Here is a 24,758-nt window from a genome sequence, read left to right as displayed (position 1 = left end):
TGTATGGATTCCTTGTCTTTCTCATTTTCTTTCCAGAATTTTTTACATTTACCTGCTTTTTTTACCATTTTCCAAGCATCTTGCTTTTAAAGAATCTCTTTTGCTATAATATCATTATATCATTGCGAAAAAGGAGTACCGGCATGGCAGCTTTGGTTTCAATCATTAAGCACCACTATCATAAAAATAAGCTACACACGAATATGCTCATTATATTTATGATGCTGTTCATCCTTATTACCATACCTTCTATGTTTCTGGTCAGGCATTTTAACCAGAAAAATACACAGGAACAAATGGACCAGATATCACTTAATAACTTATCCCTAAGCGATGCCAACCTCACACAGACCCTGAATGGAGCCGGAAAGATTTCCACCTCTCTGCTCTCAAACAATGTACTCCAAAGCTTTCTCAGAAGGCCGGCTAAAATGCACGATCCCAGTGAGATTACTCTGTTAGAAAACACACTTTACAACGCATGTGCCACTTCAGCAAATCATTTATCTGCGTACCTTTATACAGCTGATGGTTTTTGTTATTTTTCAGATTCCAACGGTAAAAAAAAACTTGGGAAGACCTCTGTCAATCAAGCAGATATCTATCTTCAAATAGAGGAGGCTGACGGAAAAACCGTATACTTGGACTCCTCAGGGATTTATCCGGATGTACAGGGAATCTCCGCAGCAAGGATTATCAAAAATCTGGACACATTAAAGCCTATGGGAATCCTGGTTATCAACATTCCCAGTAAAGATCTTGCTTCGGCTTTTCCGGACAGCACCGTAAGCAGAGGTTTTATTCTCAGCAAAGAGAATATCCCCGTTCTCAGCAGTTTATCTTTTTCTTTTGATTATACAACACTTATACCGCCAGAGAATCATTTGTCTTATATCCTGCCGGTCAAAGAAAAGAATGCAGATGGTTTCCTTTATTACAAAGCTTTGGACAATTATCCGTTTTTCATAGGTATCTTTCAGGACTTCCGTTCCATGTCAGAGGTGGGGTTCAGCACCTTTCTCATGATCCTGTTACTTCTGATGATTAATTTTGTTTTAATCCTTATAGGAATTTACATGGTATCTGTTTCCCTTACCAGGCCAATTACTGCTTTGGCTGAAAAAATACGGCAGCTTCACAGAAAGGAATTCAGAAAAATCCACACAGATTTCGAGTCCAGCAATGAAATCGGATACCTTGCCTGCTCCTATAACGAAATGACGGTTGAAATCCAGGAACTTTTAAAGAAGGAGCTTGCTGCTGAAAAGCACCGCAGGCATTTGGAATTAAGCCTGCTGCAGGCCCAGTTTAAGCCCCATTTTCTTTATAATACAATTGACAGCGCAAGGATATTATGCCTCTCCGGAGACACAAAGGATGCACAATCTCTGCTGAAAGCCATGGGAATTTATTATCAGACAATACTCAGCAAAGGCATGGACCTTATTTCCATAGACCATGAGCTGAACAGCATCAAACAATACGAGACGATCTTATCCTTTCAGGATAATCATGATTTTCTCATTCAATACGATGTGTCCGAGGAAGTACGGCCCCTTCCTATATTGAAGTTCATCCTGCAGCCCTTGGTGGAAAACTGTATCAAGCATGGTCTCTATGGATTGGATGAGGGAATCATCACTATTACTTGCCGGTTTTCCGGGGAAGATATTTTATATCTCTCTGTGGAAGACAATGGAAGGGGGATGGAACCGGAACTCGTCCGGCAAATTACCGGGAAAACTTATCTCAGTCCTTCCCGAAGTTTTGGACTTGCTGCCACTCTGGAACGGATGCAGCTTTTTTACGGACAGGACTGCTCGTATGCCATTGACAGTACACGGAACCAGGGAACCCGTATCTCGTTTACAATCATCCATTTTTCCAGCCACGCATACAAGGAGAATCCGCTATGAGAAACCGATTAAAACTTCTGATTGTTGATGACGAAAAGCATGTCCGCAGCCTGTTAAAATACTGCATTGACTGGCAGTCTCTCGGAATTGAGATATGCGGGGAATGTACCTGTGCGGAAGAGGGGCTGCAATTAGTAGAGGAACTGCAGCCCAATATAATATTTTCTGATATCTGTATGAATTTTATGGATGGGATAGAATTCAGCCAGAAAGTCAGGGAGGCCTATCCCTACATTAAGATTGTCCTCCTCTCCGGCCACAGCGACTTTAACTATGCTTCCCGCGGAATTGACGCAGGTGTATCCGCTTATCTGCTGAAGCCTATTGATGAGGAAAAGATTTTAACTGTCATACAAAAACTAAAGGAAGATATTTTCCATGAACAGGATAGAGATAATGAATTAGAAAAACTGAAGGAATACTTTACTGACAGCCGGGACTTTTTAATAGAAAATAATTTGAATGCACTTATGCTTCCGTCTGCTGATATCGGGAGCATTATCCGGCGGCTCCAGTTTTTATCTGTTGATTTCGCAAATCCGTATTTTCAGGTGGCCATTGTCTCACTTTCTTCCGAGGATATTCCAGGCAATAAGAACAGTGAAAATCCTTACCTGCTTTCCATGGAATGCGCCCGGATCCTAAGTAAGGAACTGAAAAAACACGAAAATGTGTACCTTTTTTTTGATTATAATCACACCAACGTTATTCTCTCCAACGCCCCGGCTATGCCCCTTTCCAGCACACTGGAGCATGTGAAAGTCATTTTACTGGAACAGCTTCCCTGCAGCGTTACAATAGGAATCGGTAATGCTGTTTCCACTTTATCGCAAATACGCAATTCCTATCAAAATGCGGTGGAAGCTGTTAAATACCGCACGGTCTCAGGTAAAAACCAGGTAATTTTATATGACTATATTAAAACTGAAAAGCAAAATTCCTCCTTTCATTTAGAAGATGCCATTGCATCCATACTGGAAGCCGTTAAATCAGAAGATCTGCCTGCTTCCATTGCGCTGATAAACCACTGTATCACCAACCAGATTACGGATGATTATACGGATATCATTCCAATCCGTGTAACAGTTTCAACCATCATAAATCATTTATCTGATATGCTGATTCAATCCGGACTCCGTGGTACTGATGCCTTCCGCTATTCCCTGGCTGCATATGAACGCCTATTCCGCCTGGAAACTGCAGCGGAATTGGAAAATATGGTACATAATTTAATCCGTGCAATTATTGAGACCTTTTCCTCCATACGAACTGAGAAAAATACCAACACCATCCATGCCATTCTTCGATATATGGAAAATAATTTTGAAAATCCGGACTTAAGCCTTAGCTCTGTGGCGGGCAGATTCTATCTGAATGCCAGCTATTTAAGCCGTCTGTTCAAGGTTGAAACAGATACCACCTTTACAAAATATCTGACAGAATTAAGGCTGAAAAAAGCTGCTGAGCTGCTATTGACCACGCAGCTTCGCTCATATGAAATCAGCGAAAAGGTTGGGTTCCGCGATCCAAAATATTTCAGCAGCTGTTTCAGGAAACATTATAATATGGCCAGCAACAGTTACCGAATCAACGCAAGTCAGGAACTCTTGTCAAAGAAAGAAGAAACTTTTTTTGAGTCTGAATAATATAAAACTCTGGCTTTTAGAAAAAGATCATACTATAATGACTTATGCATGATACGGTATCATGTATAAGTCATTTACTACATAGGAGAAAAACTTTGAAAACTAACATCGGATTGTACCTGGCTCTGCTTTTTGGCGTCTTTTCCCTTTCCACCTCCGCAATTTTTGTGCGTCTGGCCAATGCCCCCTCTGCCATAACAGCATTTTTCCGGTTGTTTTTTGCCGCTCTGATCCTCTTGCCATTTTTACTGAGCAGCAAACAAAACAAACGTCAGCTGCTTTCTCTATCAAAAAAACAATGGACGTTTGGGATTTTGTCAGGACTTCTTTTATCCGCCCATTATATGCTGTGGTTTGAATCCCTGCGGCATACGTCAGTGGCCAGTTCAACGGTCATTGTAACCTTGCAGCCCCTTTTCTCCATTGCCATCGGATATGTGTTTCTAAAAGAACGATTCCACAAGCTGGCAATCGGGGGATGTGTGATCGCCATTATGGGCTGCTTTATGATCGGATGGGGAGATTTTCAAATTAGCTCCCAGGCTCTGTTTGGGGATTTATTGGCGTTATTGGCGGCGAGTATTATCAGCTTGTATTTTTTCATAGGGCAGGCAGTAAGAAAGGAATTATCTGCTGTCCCCTATTCTGTCATAAGCTATTTAAGCAGTTCCGCGTTTTTAGGATGCTATGCCATAATCGAAGGCAATCCTTTTACCGGCTATTCCGGAGCTACCTGGATGGCGTTTGGGGGTCTGGCGCTGATTTCAACGGTATTCGGACAATTTATTTTTAACTGGCTTTTAAAGTGGATTCCTGCAACAGTGATATCCATGAGCATTTTAGGAGAAACCATTGGCACATGTATTCTGGCCTATTTTATTTTAAATGAAGCAATTTCCCTTCAGCAGGGTATCGGAATAGCCACCATTATGTCTGGGCTTGTGCTCTTTTTCCTCAGCCCCCCAATACATAGGAACCAGTGACATATTGCAGCAATTATAAACAATGAAATGTAATGGAAGAAGGAAATATTAATTGCAGCCGAATATATGGACAACAGACATTCAGCCGCAATTCAGCTTCTTCCATTTTCTGACCTTACTTCTAAAGGATTTGAAAGGTGCAACCGTGTTGATGTGGATCCATTTCCAGACTGCCCAGCTGGAAGGTGTTGAAGAAGCCCATTTTCTGACTCCGGGCTGAAAAAGCTGGGCATCCGTATATTGTTCTGTCAGCTCTATGATCTTTTGTACCGCTTCCTGAAACATGGTGCATAATTCCTGCAAACTGTATTTCTCATATTGCCTGTAAAAGCTCTCATATAATCCGCCAAGATTGTTCCATTTATAATCAGGATGCGGGGTTATCACTGTATTTCCCTGCTGCTCCTCATCCTCCCAATAAAGAAGGAGGTTAAGCCAGCCCAATTGATAAGCAACCATCTGCGCCGGAGTTCTGTCCACACCGTCGATCAGTTTGTCCTTATCGTCCTCCTTAATATGAGAGAATTCATCAATGAATAATTTTGCCCGGTTTGAAATTTCATCCATCAATTCCTTCTTATCTTTATATTCCGTCATATGGCGCTGCCCTCCTAATTTGAGTTTTATTTGCTGTTACCGGCGATCCATGTCTGCACAAGCGCCAGGCACCATTGCCTCAAGTCCTTTGATATCCCTGATTGAATCAATGATTTTCCTGTTAATATCTTTCACTCCCATTCTCCCTGTGAAAATACGAGCATTAATCATGAAGCTATATTATGTTCCGTTTCCTTTCTTGGGAATACCCAATTTTTATAAAGGGATGCCTGCTGGTTGAATTTTGAATGAAAATAACAACTATGTTATGCTGATTTTGTTTATAGAAATATTGTACCGTTATTCCTTAAAAAAGGCAAAGAAAACCAGTGATATAAATATATTTCTTGAAATTTACCCCCGTCTTTGCTATAATAACCCGAGGGAATGAAGTTCTCCCCGTGCTGATTATAGCCGAACCGCTTATTAAGCTGATGACTTCTGCGATTATTTTATTGCAGAAGTGTCGGCTTTTTTACATTTCTGCACAAAGGAGGAAATATATGCTTTTCAGTCTTGCAATGATGGTTCTCTGCGGTATGATATTGAGCGGAACCATGCAGAAACTAAAACTCCCCGGCCTTGTTGGCATGCTTCTCACCGGTATTGTGCTAGGGCCGTATGCGCTGAATCTAATCGCGCCGGAGCTGTTGAATGTTTCCGCTGATTTAAGGCAAATTGCCCTGATCGTAATTCTCACAAGGGCAGGGCTGGCGCTGGATATTAAGGATTTGAAAAAGGTCGGCCGTCCTGCAATTCTTATGTGCTTTATTCCGGCAAGTTTTGAAATAGCCGCCACTACTGTTTTTGCACCTATGTTCTTTCCTATTTCCCATTTGGAAGCGGCTATCATGGGAACGGTGCTGGGCGCGGTCTCCCCGGCGGTTATCGTTCCTAAAATGTTAAAGCTGATGGAAAACGGCTACGGCAGGGCAAAAAGTATTCCGCAGCTTATTATGGCCGGAGCGTCCGTTGATGACATTTATGTCATTGTCCTTTTTACATCATTTATGGGTATGTATGAGGGAAGCAGCTTTGATGCCATAAGCCTTCTTAAAATACCCGCTGCCATTGTGACAGGCTTGTTGGTGGGCATTTTACTGGGTCTTGCTCTGGTGAAGGTGTTTCAAAAAATCCACATGCGAGATACCGCCAAGATTTTGATTTTATTAAGCACTGCGTTCCTTCTGGTTTCTCTTGAAACAGCCATAAAAGCCTATGTGCCTATGTCCGGTTTGCTGGCTGTCATGGCTTTAGGCGGCACCCTCCTGAAGCAGTACGATATTTTAGCAAAGCGCCTGTCAGGCAAGTTTTCTAAAATCTGGGTTGCCGCGGAATTGATGCTGTTCATATTGGTGGGTGCAACAGTGGACATAAGCTATGCGGCAAAGGCTGGATTTATAGCCGTCGCTCTCATCTTTATCGCTTTGCTGATACGGATATGCGGCGTATTTATCTGCCTTGCCAAAACTCCCATAAGCGCAAAGGAACGTCTGTTTTGTGCCATTGCCTATTTGCCCAAGGCAACTGTGCAGGCGGCAATCGGCGGGCTTCCTTTGGCGGCAGGCGTTGGGGCCGGTAATACGATTCTGACGGTTGCTGTTTTGGCAATCCTGATCACAGCTCCCCTTGGGGCGATCGGCGTGGATGCAACCTATAAAAGGCTGCTTATAAGAAGCGGCGGCAATGCCAGGACCTTTCTCCCGCCAAACAGCCATGAGGCCGTACCCACATATGAGGATATTCCACTATAATCAAACAGGATCTCACAGCTTAACCACATGCCCGGAACTGGGATAGGGCATGTGGTTTTTCTGTTTTCAGGGAAGGCAGAAGCCTAACATGATTTCCAGCAAGAGCATAGCTGTAAAACACAAACAAACGTTTTCCTTGATCATTGAACACCAGTTATTCTTCCGGAATGTCTTCCGGAAAGATAACCATATCCCTAAAACTCTTAAACTGTTTTTCAATATCTGGATTTTGGATAAAAAACTCCATCAGAACCTTTATTTCCAATACAGTCAAATCACCCAGCATGTGTTCAACCATCTCTGCTTCTTCCAAAGGCCGCTGACTTTTAAGCATGATAAAAAAATGCTCCAAAGTATTATGACGTTCCAGAAGATAACAGCCCGTTACTCTTCCCTCATCAGTCAGCAGGATGTTCTCAAATCGATCGTACCTTAAATAACCCAGCTGAACAAGCTTGGACACCATCTTTGATGCAGACGGAGGGCGGACGTGCAGACGTTCTGAAAGCTTGTTTATGCGGATACAGCTTTCTTCCAGACATAACCGGTATGCCATTTCTAAATAATCCTCAAGAGCAGGCGTAAGTCTGCTCTCATTTTGTTTTTTCAGTTCATATCCCCGAATAGTACGGAATTCCTGAGGCGGAAATTGGTTCATTGCCATTCATCCTCTGTTTTTCAGATTTTATATAGTGTATTCGTAACACTTTCCACTTAGGTCTCATAAATTAGCCAAAGGAAACATTATTTCCCACCCCTAACGGATCCGGATGATGAAATGATTAATTTCATATGCAAAACACTTGCATTTTTACGTGTTTAGGCATATAATATAATTAAATTTAGGTATGCCTAAATATATAAAACAAACAACACAACAGGAGAAAAAATATGGATGCTTATACAAAACAGCTTTTTCGCCGCAAGATACCTCCTTTAATAGTAATCGCCCTCATCCTGCTGATTGGATGGCTTAGGAAAATTTTTGCGGTATAAAAGAATCTCATACACTTTCAAACAATATTCTTACCCAAGCTGATGGCTGGGCTTATATATCTAAAACGGAGGAAGATAAAATGACACCAAACAAAGAAGATTATTTAAAGGCCATTTATAAACTGGGCGGAATGGAAGAACTGGTAAACAATAAGCAGATTGCGGAAGCTTTGCAGATCGCCCCGGCTTCTGTGACGGAAATGCTGGGAAAGCTGAAGAAGGAGGGGCTGATCCATTATGAGCCTTACAAAGGTTCATGCCTGACGCCTGAGGGAATTAAAGTTGCCATTTCCCTGGTACGGGGACACCGTCTCTGGGAGGTTTTCCTGATGCGTCATCTCGGCTATTCCTGGAGCGAGGCACATGAAGACGCGGAGCTGCTGGAACACATTACCCCTTCACGCCTGACGGCCCGGCTGGATCAGTTTTTAAATTACCCGGCCTATTGTCCCCACGGAAGCGCAATTCCCCATGCTGACGGCCAAATAGACCGTGCTCCCCTGGTGACCTTAAACTTACTTTCCTCCGGTGCAGCTTCCCATATCCGGCGTGTAAAGGAAGAAAAAGAACTGCTGGACTATCTGCAGGAAAGCGGAATTACCATTGGAAGCTCCGTACGCATTATAGAAGCCGCACCATACGAAGGACCGCTGACCCTTGACCTGGAAGGCAAGTGCGTTCAAATCAGTTATAAGGCCGCCTGTCAGATCTATGTAGACGAGACAGAGAGGCTGTGACATCAAATATAATTTTAGGAGGTTTCTTATGAATCAAAAAACCAAAGGCCTTTTGGGCACGATCCTGAGTCTTACATTATTTCTTACGGCTTGTTCTGCTCCGGCAGTAAACCAAGACTCATCAAAAGATAAATTAAACATTGTTGCTACCACTACCATGCTGGCTGATCTGTCTACAGTCATCGGCGGAGACCGGGTTTCAGTAAACGGTCTGATGGGACCAGGTATTGATCCGCACTTATATCAGGCCAGCGCAGGAGATGTTTCCCTGATGCAGAAAGCGGATGTGGTGGTATATAACGGCCTGCATCTGGAAGGAAAAATGGGAGAAATATTTGAGAACCTGTCCAGTCAGGGGCCGGCAGTCATCTGCATTGAAAAAGGCTTAGACGAATCCATGCTTCTTGCGTGGGAAGATGACAGCTCTATCCATGATCCTCATATCTGGTTTGACGTTTCTCTGTGGGAGGATGCAGCTAAAACCGTTGCAAAGGGATTAGCCGAAGCCGATCCCAATGGAAAAGCTGATTATGAGGCAAATCTGGACGCCTACTTAAAAGAGCTTAATGAGACGGATCAATACATCCGCGGCAGGGCTGCCGAACTGCCGGAAGCACAGCGCGTGCTGGTGACTGCTCACGATGCGTTCCAATACTTTGGCAAAGCCTATGGATTTGAAGTACGGGGACTGCAGGGTATCAGCACTGATGCAGAAGCAGGTACAGCCGATGTAAGCGATCTGGCAGGTTTCATTGTAGAACGGCAGATCAAGGCTATTTTCGTAGAATCTTCCGTGCCCCCGAAAACCATTGAAGCGCTGCAGGCTGCGGTAAAAGCAAAGGGCTTTGATGTTTCCATCGGCGGGGAGCTTTATTCCGACTCCCTGGGTGATGCCCAGTCTGGAGCTGATACTTACATCCTGACCGTCAAAGCTAATATTGACACAATTGTGGATGCCTTAAAGTGACAGGAGGGAATCATATGGAAAGACAACAAAACTATGCGGTGGAGGTAGAGGATTTGACCGTAGCCTATGATGCAAAGCCTGTTCTTTGGGATATTGATTTAAAAATCCCAAAGGGAAAGCTGATGGCGGTGGTCGGTCCCAACGGAGCCGGCAAAACGACCTTGATCAAAGCCATGCTGGGGCTCTTAAAACCTGTGACCGGGGCTGTCCGGTTTCTGGATGGGAACGACGATCTGCGCACCTTGAAAAACCGCATCGGCTATGTTCCCCAAAGCGGAAGCGTGGACTGGGATTTCCCGGCCACAGTGCAGGATGTAGTGCTCATGGGCTGCTACGGCAAGCTGGGCTGGATCCGCCGTCCCCGTAAATCGGATGTGGAGCTGGCAAAACAGATGCTGGCAAAGGTAGGTATGGAGGAGTACGGTGGCCGCCAGATCAGCCAGCTTTCCGGCGGCCAGCAGCAGCGGGTTTTCCTGGCCCGTGCCCTGGCACAGGAAGCAGAGGTTTACTTTATGGATGAACCTTTTAAGGGGGTAGACGCTCAGACGGAACGGGCTATTGTGGCACTGCTGAAGGAACTGAAGGAGCAGAATAAGACCGTGGTTGTGGTCCATCACGATCTGCAAACGGTACCCGATTACTTTGACTGGGTTACCCTGATCAATCTGCGCGTGGTTGCCTGTGGGCCTGTGGATGAAGTATTCCACGAAGACAATTTAAAAAAGACCTACCACAGCTCCGGTGCGCTTTTAAGGGGTGTGATGTGATGTTTCGCAGTATTATTTCTTTATTTTCCGACTATACGTTCCAGACAGTAGCTCTGGGTTCCGCCCTGCTAGGACTGATCAGCGGAGTGCTCGGCAGCTTTGCAGTACTTCGCAAGCAAAGCCTGCTGGGAGACGGGGTATCCCACTCCGCCCTTCCCGGGGTTGTGATGGCCTTTGTACTCCTGGGCAGCAAAAATACGGAGGTTCTGCTGCTGGGCGCCCTTGTTTCCGGTTTACTGGCAACACTGTTTATTGTCAGCATTGTGCGGCATACCCGCGTGAAGTTTGACAGTGCGCTGGCTCTTGTAATGTCGGTATTCTTTGGACTTGGCCTGGTGCTGCTCACCTACGTGCAGAAGATTCCCAACTCTAATCAGGCAGGCTTAAAGCGCTTCATCTTCGGGCAGGCGTCCACGCTTTTACAGCGGGATATCATTCTGATGATGATCTGCGGCCTTATATTGCTCGCACTGGTACTGCTGTTCTGGAAGGAATTTAAGCTTTTCACTTTTGACAGCGACTTTGCCCAGAGCCTTGGGTTTTCCCCAAAGAAGCTGAATCTCCTGCTGTCATTTATGATCGTACTGGCAATCATTATCGGATTGCAGACAGTTGGCGTTATTCTCATGAGCGCCATGCTGATTACCCCTGCGGTTGCCGCACGCCAGTGGACCAATAAGCTGTGGGTCATGGTGGTTTTATCGGCGCTTTTCGGTGCTGTATCCGGCGTTGCAGGAACGGCGGCCAGTTCTCTTGTTCCAAAGCTGCCCACAGGCCCGGCTATCGTGGTTTGTGTCAGTTCCATCGTAATCATCAGCGTTTTGTTTGCTCCTGGGCGGGGTGTCCTGCACAGAGTATATCAGCGCAGAAAAAATAAGGTTCTATATAAGCTGGAAGGAGGTGTGCCGGATGGCACCGCAAATTGAAATTCAAATCATAGCCGTTATTGTTGCTGTGGCCTGTGCTCTGCCCGGAACGTTTCTGGTGCTTCGGAAAATGTCAATGATGTCCGATTCCATTACCCATACGATTCTGTTGGGAATTGTACTCGCATTTTTCGGCACCCATGATCTCTCCTCCCCTTTGCTGATTGTGGGAGCCGCACTGATGGGAGTGGTGACCGTGTGGCTGACGGAATTGCTGAGCCGGACGCGGCTGCTGGCGGAAGACGCCGCCATCGGAGTGGTGTTTCCTCTGCTCTTTTCCATAGCCATTATTCTGATTACCCGTTATGCCGGATCGGTTCATCTGGATACTGATTCCGTACTTTTGGGAGAGCTGGCTTTTGCTCCTTTTGACCGTATGGTCATAGGCGGCACGGATATAGGCGCAAAAGCGATTTATACAACAGGGATCCTGCTGCTGATCAATCTGGCGGCAATTATTATTTTCTTTAAAGAACTGAAGGTCGCAACCTTTGATCCCATGCTGTCCGCTGTGCTGGGCTTTTCACCGGCCTTGGTACATTACGGGCTGATGACCCTGGTATCTCTCACCACAGTGGGAGCATTTCAGGCAGTTGGATCCGTATTGGTGGTGGCATTTATGATCGGCCCTCCGGTGACGGCTTACTTACTGACGGACGATCTCAAACAAATGCTGATTTTAAGCGGGATCATCGGAGCCGTCAACGGAATCCTGGGGTATCAGGCAGCTGCTCTGTTGGATGTGTCCATTGCAGGCAGCATGGCCGTGGTAACCGGATTGGTCTTCTTCCTTGTGTTTGTTTTTGCCCCACGCAGAGGACTGATCCGTTCACTGCTTAAACGCAGAAATCAGAAACTGGAATTTGCTAAGGCGACACTGCTCTTTCACCTTTCTAATCATGAAAACAGTGCGGAAGAAAATTCGGAGGCAGGCGTTGACACCATAAAGTCCCACCTGCACTGGACCGGTGAGTTTACATCAAAAATCATCAAATCCTTAGAACGGGAGGACTGCGTCCAGCTATCCGGCGGTCTGGTGAAACTGACGGCTGAAGGACGTTACGCCATTATGCGTAACTATATCACGCTTTTCTCACGATGAAACTCTTTATAAAGATACAGACCCTATCCTTAGAATGGAAGGGTCTGTATCTTTATTATTTAATTTGGGTCTTTAATCTCTAAAGCCTTTAAATACAGGTTTATCTGAAGCGTATATAACTGCTTAATCATGCATTTTCTTATCTTTTAATGCAGCAGCTATTGCCTGCACTGCCGCATACATAACTCCCGCACAAGGCCAGATGATCCACGTCCTGCTCCAATTTCCCGTATAAAAACTGATGCCCAGATATACCGCAGTAATGGTACACCAATATATGGCAGGAAGGTGTTCTGACTGCTTTTTTTCCAGCTTCTTCTCTGCCGTATAATCCCCCTCCTGCAGAAGCATCTGAAAACAGCCCTTTTTCTCTCCTGCCGCCATGAATAAAAATACGGCACAAGCCACTATGATCAAAATAAAATCTACACACAAAACATAAACAAAGTCCGAACTGCTTAATGCAACAGCTGCCATCAATGGCAAGGCGCAGATAATACATAGGAAAACACCTGCCATGGTACATATTCTATAGGTTCCTTCATACTCTGCCATCCGTTTCCGTACGACCCCTTCCACACCATATTCCAGACGAAAAACTTCTTTCTCTAAAAATTGATAAGGTTCCGTTTTCATTCCATGCATTACAAAAAACACTGTGGCAATTCCAACAATCAGAAGCAATATGACCAGTCCAAGTCCTCCTGCCACGTTTCCACTGATACTTTTATCTTTTAATTCGGATAATCCTCCAAGAAAAATCAGTGCAGCAGGAGACAGAATGTAAGCTGCTGCAGCCAAAGCCACCTTTTTCGCCCAGCGGATTTTGATCTCCATGAATTCATTGGCCATTTCAAGGGTGACCCTTTTTTGCACCTCATCAGAATCGGATTCCATGATAATAGATGCAGGAGCTGTCTCTATCTCTTCTTTTAATAAATAATCTGTGCTGACACCAAATACCTGGCTCAGCTTTAAAATTCGTTCTAAATCAGGAATTGAAGATCCGGATTCCCACTTGGATACTGACTGCCGTGATACGCCCATCTGGTAAGCAAGCTCCTCCTGGGACCAGCCGGCCTTTTTGCGCAATGCAATAATTTTTTCTGCTAATATCACAATGTACCATCCTCTCAAAATTTATTTATGCCATTCATTCTTCAAGTGCAGGAAAGAAGTAGCTATGTACACCTGGTGATGTATGACTCTTGCATTATAGAATATTTTTAGGTTGACAACCACCAATTGCGTTGTATAATTTGTCAACCAGCGGTTGCAAATGATACTTTGTTATATTATTAACAGTTTTTATCACATAAACGTGAGGAAACAGCAGAAAATTTCCAGAGAGGAATTCAAGGAATATTGGATACTGCAGCAAAATCCAGCTGTCAGATCCGTAATCTGCTGCTTTTCTGCTCAAAGAAATGGGTATAGTTTCCGTTCCAAATCTCCACCCTGGGAAATGTCTCCGGCCTTACAGGGCCCTTTTTCTTCAGAAGGAGCCACTCGCTGTATGCCATCATCAGAGCGCCCGCTCCCTTCTGTTCATCTGCCACCACCGGCTCTTTAAGATAGTATGCCCTGCTTCCGTCCCTGGCCCGGTTGTTCTCCGGCCCCAGGCCTGCACCCTTGCACATTCCGGTCAGCTGCAGGCGCCCTCCGGAAAGGGCAAACTTTTCTGTCTCAACAGCCAGGAATATCTCCTCTCCCTTAATAAGATAGGGGGATTCCGGTAAAACTCCAAGACGGACTCCTTTAAAAAGGGCATAGGCAAACATGAGAGAGGCGGAAGTCTCCAGATAATTTCCCTCCAGACCGGGCAGCGCCGTAAGCTGGTAAAACAGTCCGGATTCCCTGTCCTGATAGGGAAGCAGCCCTTCCACTGCCTCTGAAAAAAGCGCTGAAAGCCGTTTCTTGAATTTTTCTTCTCCGGCAAACAGTTCCAGACAGTCTGCTAATGCCATCAAGTACCAGCCCATGGCTCTGGACCAGAAGTTTTCTGACAGTCCGGTCTGCTTATCTGCCCAGAACATCTGCTTTTTTTCATCAAAGGCGTGATAATACAACTTCTTTTCCTCATCAAAGAGCGTCCTTCTGGCATTGTCAAACTGCAGAAGAATGTCCTCATACCCCTCTCCGTTTCCAAACCGCCTCTCATAGGTAAGATAATAGGGCATTGCCATATACAGGCCGTCCAGCCACACCTGATAAGGGTAGATCTTTTTGTGCCAGAAGCTTCCGCTTTCTGTTCTGGGCTGATGGGTCAGCTGATTACGCAGTCTTGCCATGGCGGACCTGTATTTTGGCAGGGAGGTTTTCTCATACAGAAGAAACAGGACAAGTCCGGCGGGTATTCTGTCCAGATTGTACTCTTCTTCCTCGTAGCCCTTTATCTCCCCGTTTTCACTGACGTAGCGGTCCACATAATTTTTGATACAGTCATAATAAAATTCTTCGCCTGAAGCATGGTACAATTTCTCGGCTCCGATGAGAACACAGCCATCCTCATAATTCCAGAAGTTTCTGTCCAGCCGGTTAAATTCTCCCATATAATTCATAATGTAACGTTCCAGCAGCATGTTTGTCTCCTTCTATACTTATAAAGCCGGCGGTTTCCACCGCCGGCAGCGTATTTAATTCTTTAATGTCCAATTGGCAAAGGAATATTCGCCCCTGTAATTGGAACAGTTATAATGGGGATATTTTTCAGGCGTGTACTCTCTGTCAGTAACAGGTGAAAGACTGTCCTGAGTGTAGATGTACATCCGGCTGGCATCCCACAGCACAATTTCATCCCGCGCATCCCCTGTTAAATTGATCACCTCTGCACACAGCTCCGGATGTCCGTCGTCAGGGAACGAAACCACTACATCCCCCTCTCCGTCCAGCATTCCTCCAAAGCGGGTGCTGCCATTTAGGAGAATCAGCTCTGTGCCGTCTCCCTGCCAGTTGACCGGCGCTATTACATTGCCGTTGGAGCCGGGCTCCATATGCCACAGCTCCCTTCCCTTGCAGTCATACAGATAGATAATTCCCTGATATTCCCAATAAGTGGTGGTACAGATCTCCAGCCCTTTTTGTTTCGGGCAGTAATTGGCCGCACTGATCCTCTGTCCGTGTCCGTTTAGATCACGAAGCCTGATATTTCCCTGCTTGTCCACCAGCATAAAGCCTTCCCAGCCGGATACCATGGCAATCATTTCATCCTCATCCGGGTCAAACTTTCCTACAATGATCTCGTCCGTATGATCGACTTCTACGGGAAGGGTCCAAATGAGCTTTCCATCGCTTCCGATCATATTATAGCAGCTGAATATTTCGTCTTTTCCATCTTTGTTAAAATCATAACTAAATGGAAAGTGGCCGGTATTTTTGTAATTGAATTTCCAGAGCAGGTTTAAATCTTTGTCATATACCCAGAGGCGGGAATACCGGTCCTTAATCAGAATGTCCGAAGGTCTGTCGTTTCCAGATACGTTAACGATGCGGACTGCATCCACATTCAGACGGTCAAAGGCGTGCTTTTGAAATTCAATTCCATACAGCTCGCTTTCCGGAATGTCGTTTTTCGGAGTATGAATCCACTTCTTCACTTCCCCGGTCCTGCCGTCAAGGATCATCAGTTTAAAATCTCTGGCCATGATCACCTCATCACTGCCGTCATGATCAATATCATAGAGCTGGAAGGGAAGATCTGCTGTTACATTCTGGTTTTCCTTCCAGTCTGAGGGCTCACCCACCTGCCAGAGAATCTGTCCGGTTTCTACGCTGACAGCTGTAAGGCAGCTGATATTGGAATACCGGTCCTTATGCACCCGTTTCTGATGCTGTGCCATAACAAAATACCATTCATTTCCTCCGCACAGATGACCGAACCGCAGCTGTCTTGCTGCACCGAAATTTTTCAAATCAATCACCTTATGTAGCCTGGGCTGGGCATAACGGCTTTTCTTCTCTGCCACCCTCTTTTCATCCTGCCTCTTCTCCTTTGTCCATTCACGGAAGGATTTGTCATCTGTTTTTACAACCACATCGGTAAACTGTGCCGGCATGTAGCTGGACAAGGCGATCTTACCCCAGGAATAGCTGTCATCCTGGGCAGTCAGCACCGTCTCCCCGTTGATTCTGCAGGTAAAACGGCTGCCCCTGCACTCTACCTCAAGATGATAATACTCATCTCCATTAAATTCAAAGGTCCTGCTGACCAGCAGCATACGCTCCTTTTTATGGATTTTCCATAGCTGGGCCTCACCTGCGTGAAGAAAGAACCCATAGTTCATCAGAGAGGTCTGATAACGGAAAACAAGCCCTGCCTCCTCTTTGGTGCTGAGAGGACGCATACGCACACTGGCGGTATAATCTCTCCATCTCACATCCCCTGCTGTCAGAAGGGGACTTACATTTTTTGTAAGAGGATTTCTTACGCGCATCTGCTCTATGTATCTGGTTCCGTCCATTTCCGTGATCAGCCAGCTGGGACCTCTGTAATTGGCATTTACAATGGGATCATACCATTGACCGGTATAACCCTCCACCGGATAGTAGTGATACTCTCCCATGGCGGTATGGGCATGGTCATAAGGAAACGAGCCCAGGGGAAATGAGGTGAAATCATCCTGAAATAATATATTGTCCATTTTTATATACTCCTTATTCTGTGCAGATTGTCCCATCCGCAAGCCGCTGCATCTCTCTACTGCTGTGCTTTATATGCCGCCTGCTCCTTTGTCAGGAAGTCCGCCCATTTATTTAAGCAGTCCTGAGATGTCATTTCTCCCAGCATAACTGCCTGGAAATCTGTAGTCATCTCTCCGTTTATAAAAGAAAAATAGGAAGTCAGCCAGTAGGGATTCTGGATCTGTACAAAATTCTTATCCTGAATAATGTCCATACACAACTGCATGGTACTGTTATCCTTAAACCAGTCTGTTTTATAGCAGTCTGTATTGGTGGGGACCTTGGACATAAGCTGGTCCATTTCATTCATATTATCGGCGGAGCACAAATACTGGATCAGCTCCATGGCACCGCTGTAATCTGCGTCATCACCTTTGTTGCATACGGAGAAAATATTAGGCTGCATGGCAGAGGTAAAGTACCTTCCTTTGTCATTGGTCAGGGCTTTGGCTATTCCGTAATTCCCCTCGCCAAGATTCTCCCTGTGGCTCTTCTCGGAGGAGGAATTATGCATTACATAAAGGGCCGTTCCTGCACCGAACTCTGCTACCATCTCATTGAAACCGTTGTTAACGCTGTCTCCTGATACCAGACCGTTTTTGTAAATATCTACATAGGCATCCATGGCTTCAGCAAATGCAGGATCCCCCAGGATGCACTGACCGCTCTCATCAAAGTAAGAGCCCTCATAGCCCAGACCGTCCGTATAGGTAAAGAGCCAGCCCAGCAGGTTATCATAAGGCTTGTTTCCCCTTAAACTGAAGAAATAATTTCCGTTGTCCTTGTCTGCATACTTTTCACAGTCTTCCAGAAAATCCTTCTGGGTCAGAGGCACTTCAATCCCCTTCTCCTTAAAAGCGGCAGCATTGTACCAGGAAAGATCCTGATTATATCCATAGGGAACACCGTACAAATTCTCTCCTCCTGCCAGGTCTTTTAAGGTGGTGATCAGAGAAGGTACGATTTTACCCGAATCCTCCCATGCGGCAAACTCTGTCTGAATGGGATGCAGGGCCTCCATAGCCGCATAGGTCATTACATTGGAGAATCCAAGGCTCACCACATCCGGCATGGTGCCTGTGGCAACAGCCGTTGCAAATGCATCAGGGAAATCCTTGTTTGCAAAACCGGTGTAAACAAATTCATAGGTATCCTGGGCAGCATTCAAATCCTTGAAGATTCCTTCAAACATAATGGAAGACTGCTCATCAGCGGCATGATACCAGAATTCAATTTTCTGCTTTTCACCGCTTTTTTTTGCCTCTGTAGCCTGGGCCTCTGCCGTGGTGCCGTCGCTGCTCTCTGCCGGTGACGGCTGACTCTGCGCCTCTTTTTCAGTTCCCCGGCAACCTCCCAAACTCCCGGCAAGGAGCGCCGCCGCCATGATCCATGCAATTCGTTTTTTCATATTTCTTTCCTCCTAAAATATTTTAATAAAAACATAGAACTATCCTTTTACAGCCCCGCTGGTGGACCCTCCTGCCAGATTCTTCTGAATAAACGCAAACAAGAGCAGTGCGGGAACCAGGGCAAATACACAGGCGGCAGCAATTCCGCCGTAGTTGGTATTGGCCTCCCCCTGGAAAATACTCAGCGCCAGTGGGATGGTATATTTCTCCTTTCTGGTGATAAAAGCCGTGGCATATACATAAACGTTCCAGGAATTGATAAATGCATAGGCCCCGGTAGCCACGATACTTGGCTTCATGGCAGGGAGAAGTATTTTAAATACAGCCTGAAGGAGATTGCAGCCGTCTACCTGGGCTGCCTCCTCCAGGGTTCTAGGAATGGCATTATAGTATCCCATCATCATAAACATGCAGTAAGGAAGATTGGTGCAGGAGCACACAATAATCAGAGACCGCAGATCATTGATCAGCTTCAGCTGATTCATGGTCTGAAACAGGGGAATCATCAGCACTACCGCAGGAAACATCTGCGTGCACAAAAGCAGAATATACACAAAGGTTTTTCCCTTAAACTTATAACGTGACATGGCATAGCCTCCGATTAAAGCCATGACGCTGACCAGAGCGGTCACGGACACAGACACGATAAAGCTGTTTAAGAAATAACGCTCAAAATGCAGTTTCTGAAACAGGTTAATAAAATTATCGTAGGTGATGTTCCGCGGCCAGTAAGTCAGGGGCTTGGCAAATACCTCTGTGCTGGTTTTTAATGCGGTTATCAAAATCCAGTAAAAGGGAGCCAGGGTGATTATCATAAAAAAGCTTAAGGGCAGCACCAGAAACAGGATCTTTTTAAAGAGCTTTTTCGTTTTAATATCCATCAGTACATCTCCTCCTTCCCCAGTTTCCCTATATGAATATATGAAAATGCTATAATCATCATAATCAGGCTTGCAACTGCAGCCAAAGCCGATGCATATCCGTAATTATAGTCCAGCTTGAATTTCTGCATGATGTAAAGAGGCATGGTCATGGTGGCATTGTTAGGCCCTCCTCCTGTCATCGTATTGATTAAGTCAACGGCATTAAAAGTCCATATGGATCTTAGAAGTGTGGTGATCACAATCGTATCCCGGATCATGGGTATGGTAATCCGGAACAGAGTCACAACAGAATTGGCCCCGTCAATTCTGGCTGATTCATAAATGTCATCTGATATGCCTGACAGCGCAGACAAATAGCTGATGGTAAAAAATGGTATGCCTCTCCATACATTTGCAATGATAACCGCAGTCATGGCCCGGCCCGAGTCGGAAAACCAGGAAATATTCTTATGTATGATCCCCAGTTTCAAAAGCAGGTCATTCAGCACTCCGAAAGTCTCCCCATATATGAGGGACCAGATAATGGCTACCATAACTCCCGCCACCGCCCATGGCGACAGCACCAGCGCCCGGTACAGTCCCCTGCCTTTGAATTTTTGGTTTAATAAGTAAGCCAGCCAGAAACCCAGCACAGTCTGAGCCAGCACACTGACAAACACCCATGTGACTGAATTTCTGATTGCTTTTAAAAATACTTTGTCTTCAGTAAATACGGAAATAAAATTATCCAAACCGATAAATTTCCTGTTCCTGGGCTTTAAAAGCTCATATTCCTGCACGCTCATAAGAAAAACGTTAATCATAGGCCAAAGCAGAAACAGGGATACAAAGATCAGTATCGGTGCCAGCAGAATATAAGGAACTGCCTGCCTTTTGTAATAGAGATATTTCTCTCTTCCCGCCTTTTTTTTCATATTATCCTCTCCTGTCACATGTTCTCCTGCAAATAGATTTCCCTGGTTAAAAGCAGTCCGTCCTTTTCCAGCTTTTCCGTATTCATCCGGAGGGGAATTCCAACAATGCCATCCTGCCAGTAAAAACGGTTCTCTTCTCTTACAGGAGGAAACATGGTATACTCCATCACCGGCGCGTTGATCGGTTCATGGAATTCGATCCGCTCCTGATCATTGTAAAGGCAGCCAAAAAGCAGATTCGTGTAAAGTCTGCCGCCGGAAGAAAAGGTTTTATGATTTTCCCTGCACATATCCCTTATCCTCAGTAAATCGTCCATCCTGGTCATTCTCCCCAGAGACGGCTGCAAATGATCAACTCCCTTTTCTATATAGGTTTCATATGCATAGGAAATCCGCATGGACTCACCAAAGGCAATGGGCTGGGTGACGCCCAACTCCTTAAGCTGTCTGATTCCATTCATATCATGGGCATGAATCGGCTCTTCCAGCCATTCCAGACTGTATGGCTCTGCCTCCCTGGCAAAAAAAGCAGCAGTCTTTATATCAAAGGCCTGATTGGCATCCACCGCTATCCCGATCTCTTCTCCCAGAGCCTCCCGCACTTTGGCTATCCGTTCCAGATCCCGTTTGATATTTTTGCCATTGTCACTGCCTACCTTGAATTTCACTGTTTTATAACCCTCAGACGCATAGCGGCACATATCGTCTACCAGCTCCTCATCTGTCAAAAGCAGGGAACCGCCTCCCTTGTAGCACACCGCATAGTCCTTTTGAGCGCCCAGAAAGCGGTGGAAAGGCTTCTCATATCTCTGTGCCAGGATGTCCAGCATCATTAAGTCGACACTGCCCACATCCACTGCCTGACCGCTTTGAAATCCGCTGTTTCGAATCTGCCAGTACAGGCTGTGCCTCCACTCATTGTAGGATTTATTTTCTCCGGTCAGCAGTCTGGGCAGCATAGTCCTTACAAACTCTCTGTCTATGGAAAGATGGTGGGCGCAGCAGCCCTCCTGATCATATAGTTCCAGAAAGCCGGTCTCCGGCGCAAACCTTCCAAGCCCACCGGTTCCATCCTTAAATGGCCTGTACAGAGGAATCTTTCTCATGCTGTAATAAACCGCTTTCGTGAATTGAATCTTGTCCGTGAAATCAAACATTACCCGCTCCTCTTTTCGTGTGTTTTAGCTAAAAAACATTATTACATATCAGTATTTTTGTTACAATTGACATATTATACGAGATTCTTGAAATAAATTGATAAAAATATCCATAGTTTCAGTTTTTTGTTTCAATCGGTCTCACACAGGGTTCAGAACATTTCATTACTGCAATTTTCCCGCAGCAAAAGCCGGCTCTCCCAAAAACGGAAAGCCGGCTTTTTTCATAAATTACATTAAATTATACTTTTTCATATACCTCCACAAGGTGGATTTACTGATTCCCAGGGATTGGGCTGTGGTCATCCGGTTGCCATTATATTTGAGAAGGCTGGCCTGTATATTTCTCACTCTCTCCTCTTCCAGCAGACTTCTTTTGGGCTTTTCCCAGATTTCCTCTTCCTTATCCTTTTCCGACAGATCATAGAGACTGCTCAGCAGGCTTAAAACGTACTCGCTTGTAATTTTCCTTTTATTTGCCGTTAAAATCATGCGCTCACAGAAAGATTCCAGCTGAATATCATTGTTATCCCAGGGAAAATCCAAAATCTTCGCTCTGGCCTCCGGTGTCAGAATATGATATCTGGAGTACCGTTCCAGATACTTCTGATAATACCCATCCAGCAATATCTCCAAATCTTCCCTGCGGTCGCAGGATTTGGGAAGAGTGATGGTGAATGCCTTCAGCAGATAATAAAGATTCTTGTTGAACTTACCCTGATTGACCAGCTTTCTTAAATCTGCGCTTGTACAGGCAATGACCCGGGAATCCACCACCTGCACACTCTCGTTCTCAATATTTAAAAGACTGAATCTGTTTTTCCGTATCACGCCCAGCAAATATTTTTGTACGGAAAGGCTCATCTTATCAATTTCCCTAATAACCAGAGTGCCGTCTCCTGCTTTCATAAAGGAACCCTTCTGTTTTTTGTCAAATCCCTCCTCCGAAATGCCAAACAGAGAGTGCAGCTGCTGGGAAGCCGGAATATTTTCTATATTCACCATAACAAACGGCCCGTTTTTTCTTAAGCTGTAATTATGGATTCCCTGGCAGAACTGCTCCTGCTCATCTGAGGAACTGCCTTCTACTAGGATAGGACTGTTGGATTGGGCATAGATTTTCGCCAGATTCACCGCCTCCTTTAGCCCCGGTCTTCTGGACAGAAGATGATCCAGGTGCTCATAAGCTACAAAACCGGTCAAAAACTTTTCCTTCATTTTATCCTCTGACCAGTTGAGTCTCATGGTTCTGTTGCAGGATATAATTGCCCCCAAAATAACATGATCCACCACAATAGGCTCAGCAATGATAACAATGGCCTGGTTGTCATTGCTGATAAAGGTAGAATAAGTCTCCTCCTGTCCGGTCAGGAGCTTTTGTATCATCACCGGATCCATGGACGGCAGCAGCTCCGTGATATGCATACCTACCGCCGCCTTTACAGATGTTTTCAGCATGTTTTCCATCACCCGGTTCATGGTCTGAACCAAACCGTCCACGCCAATTTTGATGATGCCATTAAAGGAGCTGTCCAGAACTGTGGTAAACTGGGCATAGGTGTTTTTCTCAAACTCCGCCATATCGTAGATAGTTTCCGCCTGGTTAATGGCAATCTCAATGGATTCTCCCGTAGTGGACAAATACACAGCGGGAAAATTCTTCTGGGCCGCATACCGTACGCATTTTTCCCCGCCTATCAGCACATCCACTCCATCTGAGATGGCGTGCTCCACCCTCTCATACCAGTCGTCCTCATCGTTTAAGTGGTAGGTGACGATTCTTACCTCATGCAGCTGGTCAAAATAAGTGGTGTCACTGAGCATGCCAGCCCAGCAGAATATACCTATCCTGGGAAATGGCTTGTTCACCAGCTTTTTGGCCTTAACGATCAGAAGTCCCAGCTCCTGCGCCGTCATCACTACCTCTACCGTAGGCATGCTGGTGTATTTTTTAACATTACTCGCCTGATGCCCCCTTGCTACGACTATGTTCGCCCCCTGCTCAATAGCCATCCTGACTTCCTCTACAATATTATTGATTGTAGTTGTCCGGATCATAATAACATGATTCTTTCTTTTACTTAAAATTGCATCTGCCTGACGGCACATGGCCTCATTAGGCAAAAAAACCGCTATCCCCGACATACACCCACCTCATCATAAGAAATATACAGAAATCAATAGAATAGTGCCGGATAAATAATAACAAATTACCGGGAATATTTCAATGTTTCTGGCATTATTAAAAAATCAAAGGTGAATTCTCCTATAAAAATCATATGCCGTCATGGGTATTTTTCATAGGGATCGGGTCATCCAATTAATCTGTTTTAACGGAATTTCTTTGGGCAGAAAAATGATTCAATTTACCTGTTTAGTATCATACTAACATCACGAAATAGTTAAAAAGCCCTGAACTCCCTTTAAAATAAGGGTTCCAAGGCTAAATATCTATTATTCAAGAGGAGTTTGAGACTAAATGTCTTTCGGCCACCGCCTATCCTGTTGGCTGACAGGGTAGGCATTTTTACTTTCGCTTATTGTTCCTATCTATATAGGTCAGTAATGCGATCAGGAATGACCCGCCTAAAAAAATATACTTAAGTACTGGTATGCATCCATATGCACAACCTCCCCTCTACTGCTTCCCGTATCATTAATTCATCTATCCAACATCTCCTCCTGATCCATTCGGTTCCTGCCTGATTATCTATTACTACTCCGCAGAACTTCACCTTTACCCTGCGTGATTTTTTTTGGTATAGAAAATAATTCATGGTTTTTCACCTTTATCTTCTTTCACAAATTCTTCACAGATTCATCAATCTCCCGTCACAATTTACGGGTATATTAATAATTGTAAAGAGGTCAGCACCCCTTTAAAATAAAACTTTTTTTCATACAGCCGGCAGGATTCCCCCAATCTTGCCGGCTCCTCCCTTTTATCAGGCAAATCACATATGCTCCTGATTCTTTCAGACTTAATTACTTTATATTCCTCTGTTCCTCTCCAGCCACAGTATCCTTTGGTGATCGTCTATCTATTTTACTCTCAGCCTTTCCCAGTTTCCTGAAGCACTTCCTTTATCTGCGGTATGGTTTTGCCGTTCTGACGCATTTCCTTTATTTCCTCAATGCGAGCGATTGCTTCTACACGTTTGAATCTCCTGGTCAGATTCGTTTCTGCCTGTTCAAAAGGCAGCATTCCCTCTTCTGTATAGAACTTTAGGGTGCTGTATCTGGCATTGGTTAGTCGCACCAATTCTCCAATTGATACATATTCTGACTCCATTATTTTTTCAATTGTTCGTTGCCTTGACATA

General features: G+C 45.1%; 20 protein-coding genes and 1 riboswitch. Of the genes, 9 read left to right on the top strand and 11 right to left on the bottom strand.

The window, feature by feature from the left end; all coding sequences use genetic code 11:
• Positions 1-143 precede the first annotated feature (143 nt).
• From K401_RS0118410 to K401_RS0118400, 3 genes are all read left to right on the top strand, one after another.
• Positions 144-1,916 (top strand): sensor histidine kinase, encoded by a 1,773-nt coding sequence (locus tag K401_RS0118410; RefSeq protein ID WP_024294335.1) that lies wholly within the window; start codon positions 144-146, stop codon positions 1,914-1,916.
• Positions 1,913-3,562, top strand: a complete 1,650-nt coding sequence (locus tag K401_RS0118405; protein WP_024294334.1) for a response regulator — start codon at positions 1,913-1,915, stop codon at positions 3,560-3,562. The genes K401_RS0118410 and K401_RS0118405 overlap by 4 nt, the downstream gene beginning before the upstream one ends.
• A 95-nt stretch (positions 3,563-3,657) precedes the next feature.
• Positions 3,658-4,545 (top strand): DMT family transporter, encoded by an 888-nt coding sequence (locus K401_RS0118400; RefSeq protein ID WP_024294333.1) that lies wholly within the window; start codon positions 3,658-3,660, stop codon positions 4,543-4,545.
• Positions 4,546-4,626: 81 nt separating this feature from the next.
• On the opposite strand, the gene K401_RS0118395 is transcribed toward K401_RS0118400, so the two are convergent.
• Positions 4,627-5,142 carry a ClbS/DfsB family four-helix bundle protein gene (locus K401_RS0118395; protein WP_024294332.1) on the bottom strand — a complete coding sequence of 172 codons (516 nt, stop codon included), beginning with the start codon at positions 5,140-5,142 and terminating at the stop codon, positions 4,627-4,629.
• 374 nt (positions 5,143-5,516) lie between these two features.
• Positions 5,517-5,593, top strand: a riboswitch (Fluoride riboswitch).
• A 52-nt stretch (positions 5,594-5,645) separates the two neighbouring features.
• Here K401_RS0118395 and K401_RS0118385 point away from each other — a divergent pair.
• A complete protein-coding gene (locus K401_RS0118385) occupies positions 5,646-6,896 on the top strand; it encodes a cation:proton antiporter (RefSeq protein WP_024294331.1) in 1,251 nt (416 codons plus the stop codon).
• A gap of 154 nt (positions 6,897-7,050) precedes the next feature.
• On the opposite strand, the gene K401_RS0118380 is transcribed toward K401_RS0118385, so the two are convergent.
• Positions 7,051-7,554, bottom strand: a complete 504-nt coding sequence (locus tag K401_RS0118380) for a metal-dependent transcriptional regulator (protein ID WP_024294330.1) — start codon at positions 7,552-7,554, stop codon at positions 7,051-7,053.
• Between the two features lie 418 nt (positions 7,555-7,972).
• Between K401_RS0118380 and K401_RS0118370 the strand changes: the two genes are divergently transcribed.
• Genes K401_RS0118370 through K401_RS0118350 form a run of 5 tightly spaced genes read left to right on the top strand, consistent with a single transcriptional unit; the run spans position 7,973 to position 12,391 of the window.
• Complete coding sequence (locus tag K401_RS0118370) at positions 7,973-8,629, top strand: metal-dependent transcriptional regulator (protein ID WP_024294329.1); 657 nt, start codon at positions 7,973-7,975, stop codon at positions 8,627-8,629.
• A 28-nt stretch (positions 8,630-8,657) separates the two neighbouring features.
• Positions 8,658-9,596 carry a metal ABC transporter solute-binding protein, Zn/Mn family gene (locus K401_RS0118365; RefSeq protein ID WP_024294328.1) on the top strand — a complete coding sequence of 313 codons (939 nt, stop codon included), beginning with the start codon at positions 8,658-8,660 and terminating at the stop codon, positions 9,594-9,596.
• 14 nt (positions 9,597-9,610) lie between these two features.
• A complete protein-coding gene (locus K401_RS0118360) occupies positions 9,611-10,363 on the top strand; it encodes a metal ABC transporter ATP-binding protein (protein ID WP_024294327.1) in 753 nt (250 codons plus the stop codon).
• Positions 10,363-11,289, top strand: coding sequence for a metal ABC transporter permease (locus K401_RS0118355; RefSeq protein ID WP_024294326.1), 927 nt, complete (start codon positions 10,363-10,365; stop codon positions 11,287-11,289). The genes K401_RS0118360 and K401_RS0118355 overlap by 1 nt, the downstream gene beginning before the upstream one ends.
• A complete protein-coding gene (locus tag K401_RS0118350; RefSeq protein ID WP_024294325.1) occupies positions 11,273-12,391 on the top strand; it encodes a metal ABC transporter permease in 1,119 nt (372 codons plus the stop codon). The genes K401_RS0118355 and K401_RS0118350 overlap by 17 nt, the downstream gene beginning before the upstream one ends.
• A gap of 123 nt (positions 12,392-12,514) precedes the next feature.
• On the opposite strand, the gene K401_RS0118345 is transcribed toward K401_RS0118350, so the two are convergent.
• The 9 genes from K401_RS0118345 to K401_RS0118300 all read right to left on the bottom strand — a co-directional run bounded on the left by K401_RS0118345 (position 12,515) and on the right by K401_RS0118300 (position 24,757).
• Positions 12,515-13,510, bottom strand: coding sequence for a helix-turn-helix domain-containing protein (locus K401_RS0118345; RefSeq protein ID WP_024294324.1), 996 nt, complete (start codon positions 13,508-13,510; stop codon positions 12,515-12,517).
• A gap of 272 nt (positions 13,511-13,782) precedes the next feature.
• The gene (locus tag K401_RS0118340; RefSeq protein ID WP_024294323.1) at positions 13,783-14,973 is read right to left on the bottom strand and encodes a glycoside hydrolase family 88/105 protein; all 1,191 of its coding nucleotides are present in this window, start codon (positions 14,971-14,973) and stop codon (positions 13,783-13,785) included.
• A 54-nt stretch (positions 14,974-15,027) separates the two neighbouring features.
• Positions 15,028-17,031, bottom strand: a complete 2,004-nt coding sequence (locus K401_RS0118335) for a LamG domain-containing protein (RefSeq protein WP_024294322.1) — start codon at positions 17,029-17,031, stop codon at positions 15,028-15,030.
• Between the two features lie 56 nt (positions 17,032-17,087).
• The gene (locus K401_RS0118330; protein WP_024294321.1) at positions 17,088-18,479 is read right to left on the bottom strand and encodes an ABC transporter substrate-binding protein; all 1,392 of its coding nucleotides are present in this window, start codon (positions 18,477-18,479) and stop codon (positions 17,088-17,090) included.
• Between the two features lie 39 nt (positions 18,480-18,518).
• Entirely contained in the window at positions 18,519-19,361 is an 843-nt protein-coding gene (locus K401_RS0118325; protein WP_024294320.1) for a carbohydrate ABC transporter permease, read from the bottom strand.
• Positions 19,361-20,278 (bottom strand): carbohydrate ABC transporter permease, encoded by a 918-nt coding sequence (locus K401_RS0118320; RefSeq protein ID WP_024294319.1) that lies wholly within the window; start codon positions 20,276-20,278, stop codon positions 19,361-19,363. The genes K401_RS0118325 and K401_RS0118320 overlap by 1 nt, the downstream gene beginning before the upstream one ends.
• 14 nt (positions 20,279-20,292) lie before the next feature.
• Positions 20,293-21,435: an enolase C-terminal domain-like protein gene (locus K401_RS0118315; protein WP_024294318.1), complete on the bottom strand. Its 1,143-nt coding sequence runs from the start codon at positions 21,433-21,435 to the stop codon at positions 20,293-20,295.
• A 231-nt stretch (positions 21,436-21,666) separates the two neighbouring features.
• Positions 21,667-23,580, bottom strand: coding sequence for a sigma 54-interacting transcriptional regulator (locus K401_RS0118310; protein ID WP_024294317.1), 1,914 nt, complete (start codon positions 23,578-23,580; stop codon positions 21,667-21,669).
• Between the two features lie 907 nt (positions 23,581-24,487).
• Positions 24,488-24,757 (bottom strand): helix-turn-helix domain-containing protein, encoded by a 270-nt coding sequence (locus K401_RS0118300; protein WP_024294316.1) that lies wholly within the window; start codon positions 24,755-24,757, stop codon positions 24,488-24,490.
• Between the last annotated feature and the right edge of the window lies 1 nt (position 24,758).

It is taken from the genome of Lacrimispora indolis DSM 755 (genome assembly GCF_000526995.1).
Classification (GTDB): domain Bacteria; phylum Bacillota; class Clostridia; order Lachnospirales; family Lachnospiraceae; genus Lacrimispora; species Lacrimispora indolis.
This window is presented reverse-complemented; position numbering and strand designations above follow the sequence as displayed.

Coding starts and splice junctions, on each gene's coding strand:
- K401_RS0118350 (WP_024294325.1), top strand. CDS start 11,273: ATGGCACCGCAAATTGAAATTCAAATCATAGCCGTTATTGTTGCTGTG.
- K401_RS0118360 (WP_024294327.1), top strand. CDS start 9,611: ATGGAAAGACAACAAAACTATGCGGTGGAGGTAGAGGATTTGACCGTA.
- K401_RS0118320 (WP_024294319.1), bottom strand. CDS start 20,278: ATGAAAAAAAAGGCGGGAAGAGAGAAATATCTCTATTACAAAAGGCAG.
- K401_RS0118355 (WP_024294326.1), top strand. CDS start 10,363: ATGTTTCGCAGTATTATTTCTTTATTTTCCGACTATACGTTCCAGACA.
- K401_RS0118370 (WP_024294329.1), top strand. CDS start 7,973: ATGACACCAAACAAAGAAGATTATTTAAAGGCCATTTATAAACTGGGC.
- K401_RS0118310 (WP_024294317.1), bottom strand. CDS start 23,580: ATGTCGGGGATAGCGGTTTTTTTGCCTAATGAGGCCATGTGCCGTCAG.
- K401_RS0118340 (WP_024294323.1), bottom strand. CDS start 14,973: ATGCTGCTGGAACGTTACATTATGAATTATATGGGAGAATTTAACCGG.
- K401_RS0118410 (WP_024294335.1), top strand. CDS start 144: ATGGCAGCTTTGGTTTCAATCATTAAGCACCACTATCATAAAAATAAG.
- K401_RS0118380 (WP_024294330.1), bottom strand. CDS start 7,554: ATGAACCAATTTCCGCCTCAGGAATTCCGTACTATTCGGGGATATGAA.
- K401_RS0118405 (WP_024294334.1), top strand. CDS start 1,913: ATGAGAAACCGATTAAAACTTCTGATTGTTGATGACGAAAAGCATGTC.
- K401_RS0118330 (WP_024294321.1), bottom strand. CDS start 18,479: ATGAAAAAACGAATTGCATGGATCATGGCGGCGGCGCTCCTTGCCGGG.
- K401_RS0118300 (WP_024294316.1), bottom strand. CDS start 24,757: ATGTCAAGGCAACGAACAATTGAAAAAATAATGGAGTCAGAATATGTA.
- K401_RS0118365 (WP_024294328.1), top strand. CDS start 8,658: ATGAATCAAAAAACCAAAGGCCTTTTGGGCACGATCCTGAGTCTTACA.
- K401_RS0118325 (WP_024294320.1), bottom strand. CDS start 19,361: ATGGATATTAAAACGAAAAAGCTCTTTAAAAAGATCCTGTTTCTGGTG.
- K401_RS0118335 (WP_024294322.1), bottom strand. CDS start 17,031: ATGGACAATATATTATTTCAGGATGATTTCACCTCATTTCCCCTGGGC.
- K401_RS0118385 (WP_024294331.1), top strand. CDS start 5,646: ATGCTTTTCAGTCTTGCAATGATGGTTCTCTGCGGTATGATATTGAGC.
- K401_RS0118315 (WP_024294318.1), bottom strand. CDS start 21,435: ATGTTTGATTTCACGGACAAGATTCAATTCACGAAAGCGGTTTATTAC.
- K401_RS0118395 (WP_024294332.1), bottom strand. CDS start 5,142: ATGACGGAATATAAAGATAAGAAGGAATTGATGGATGAAATTTCAAAC.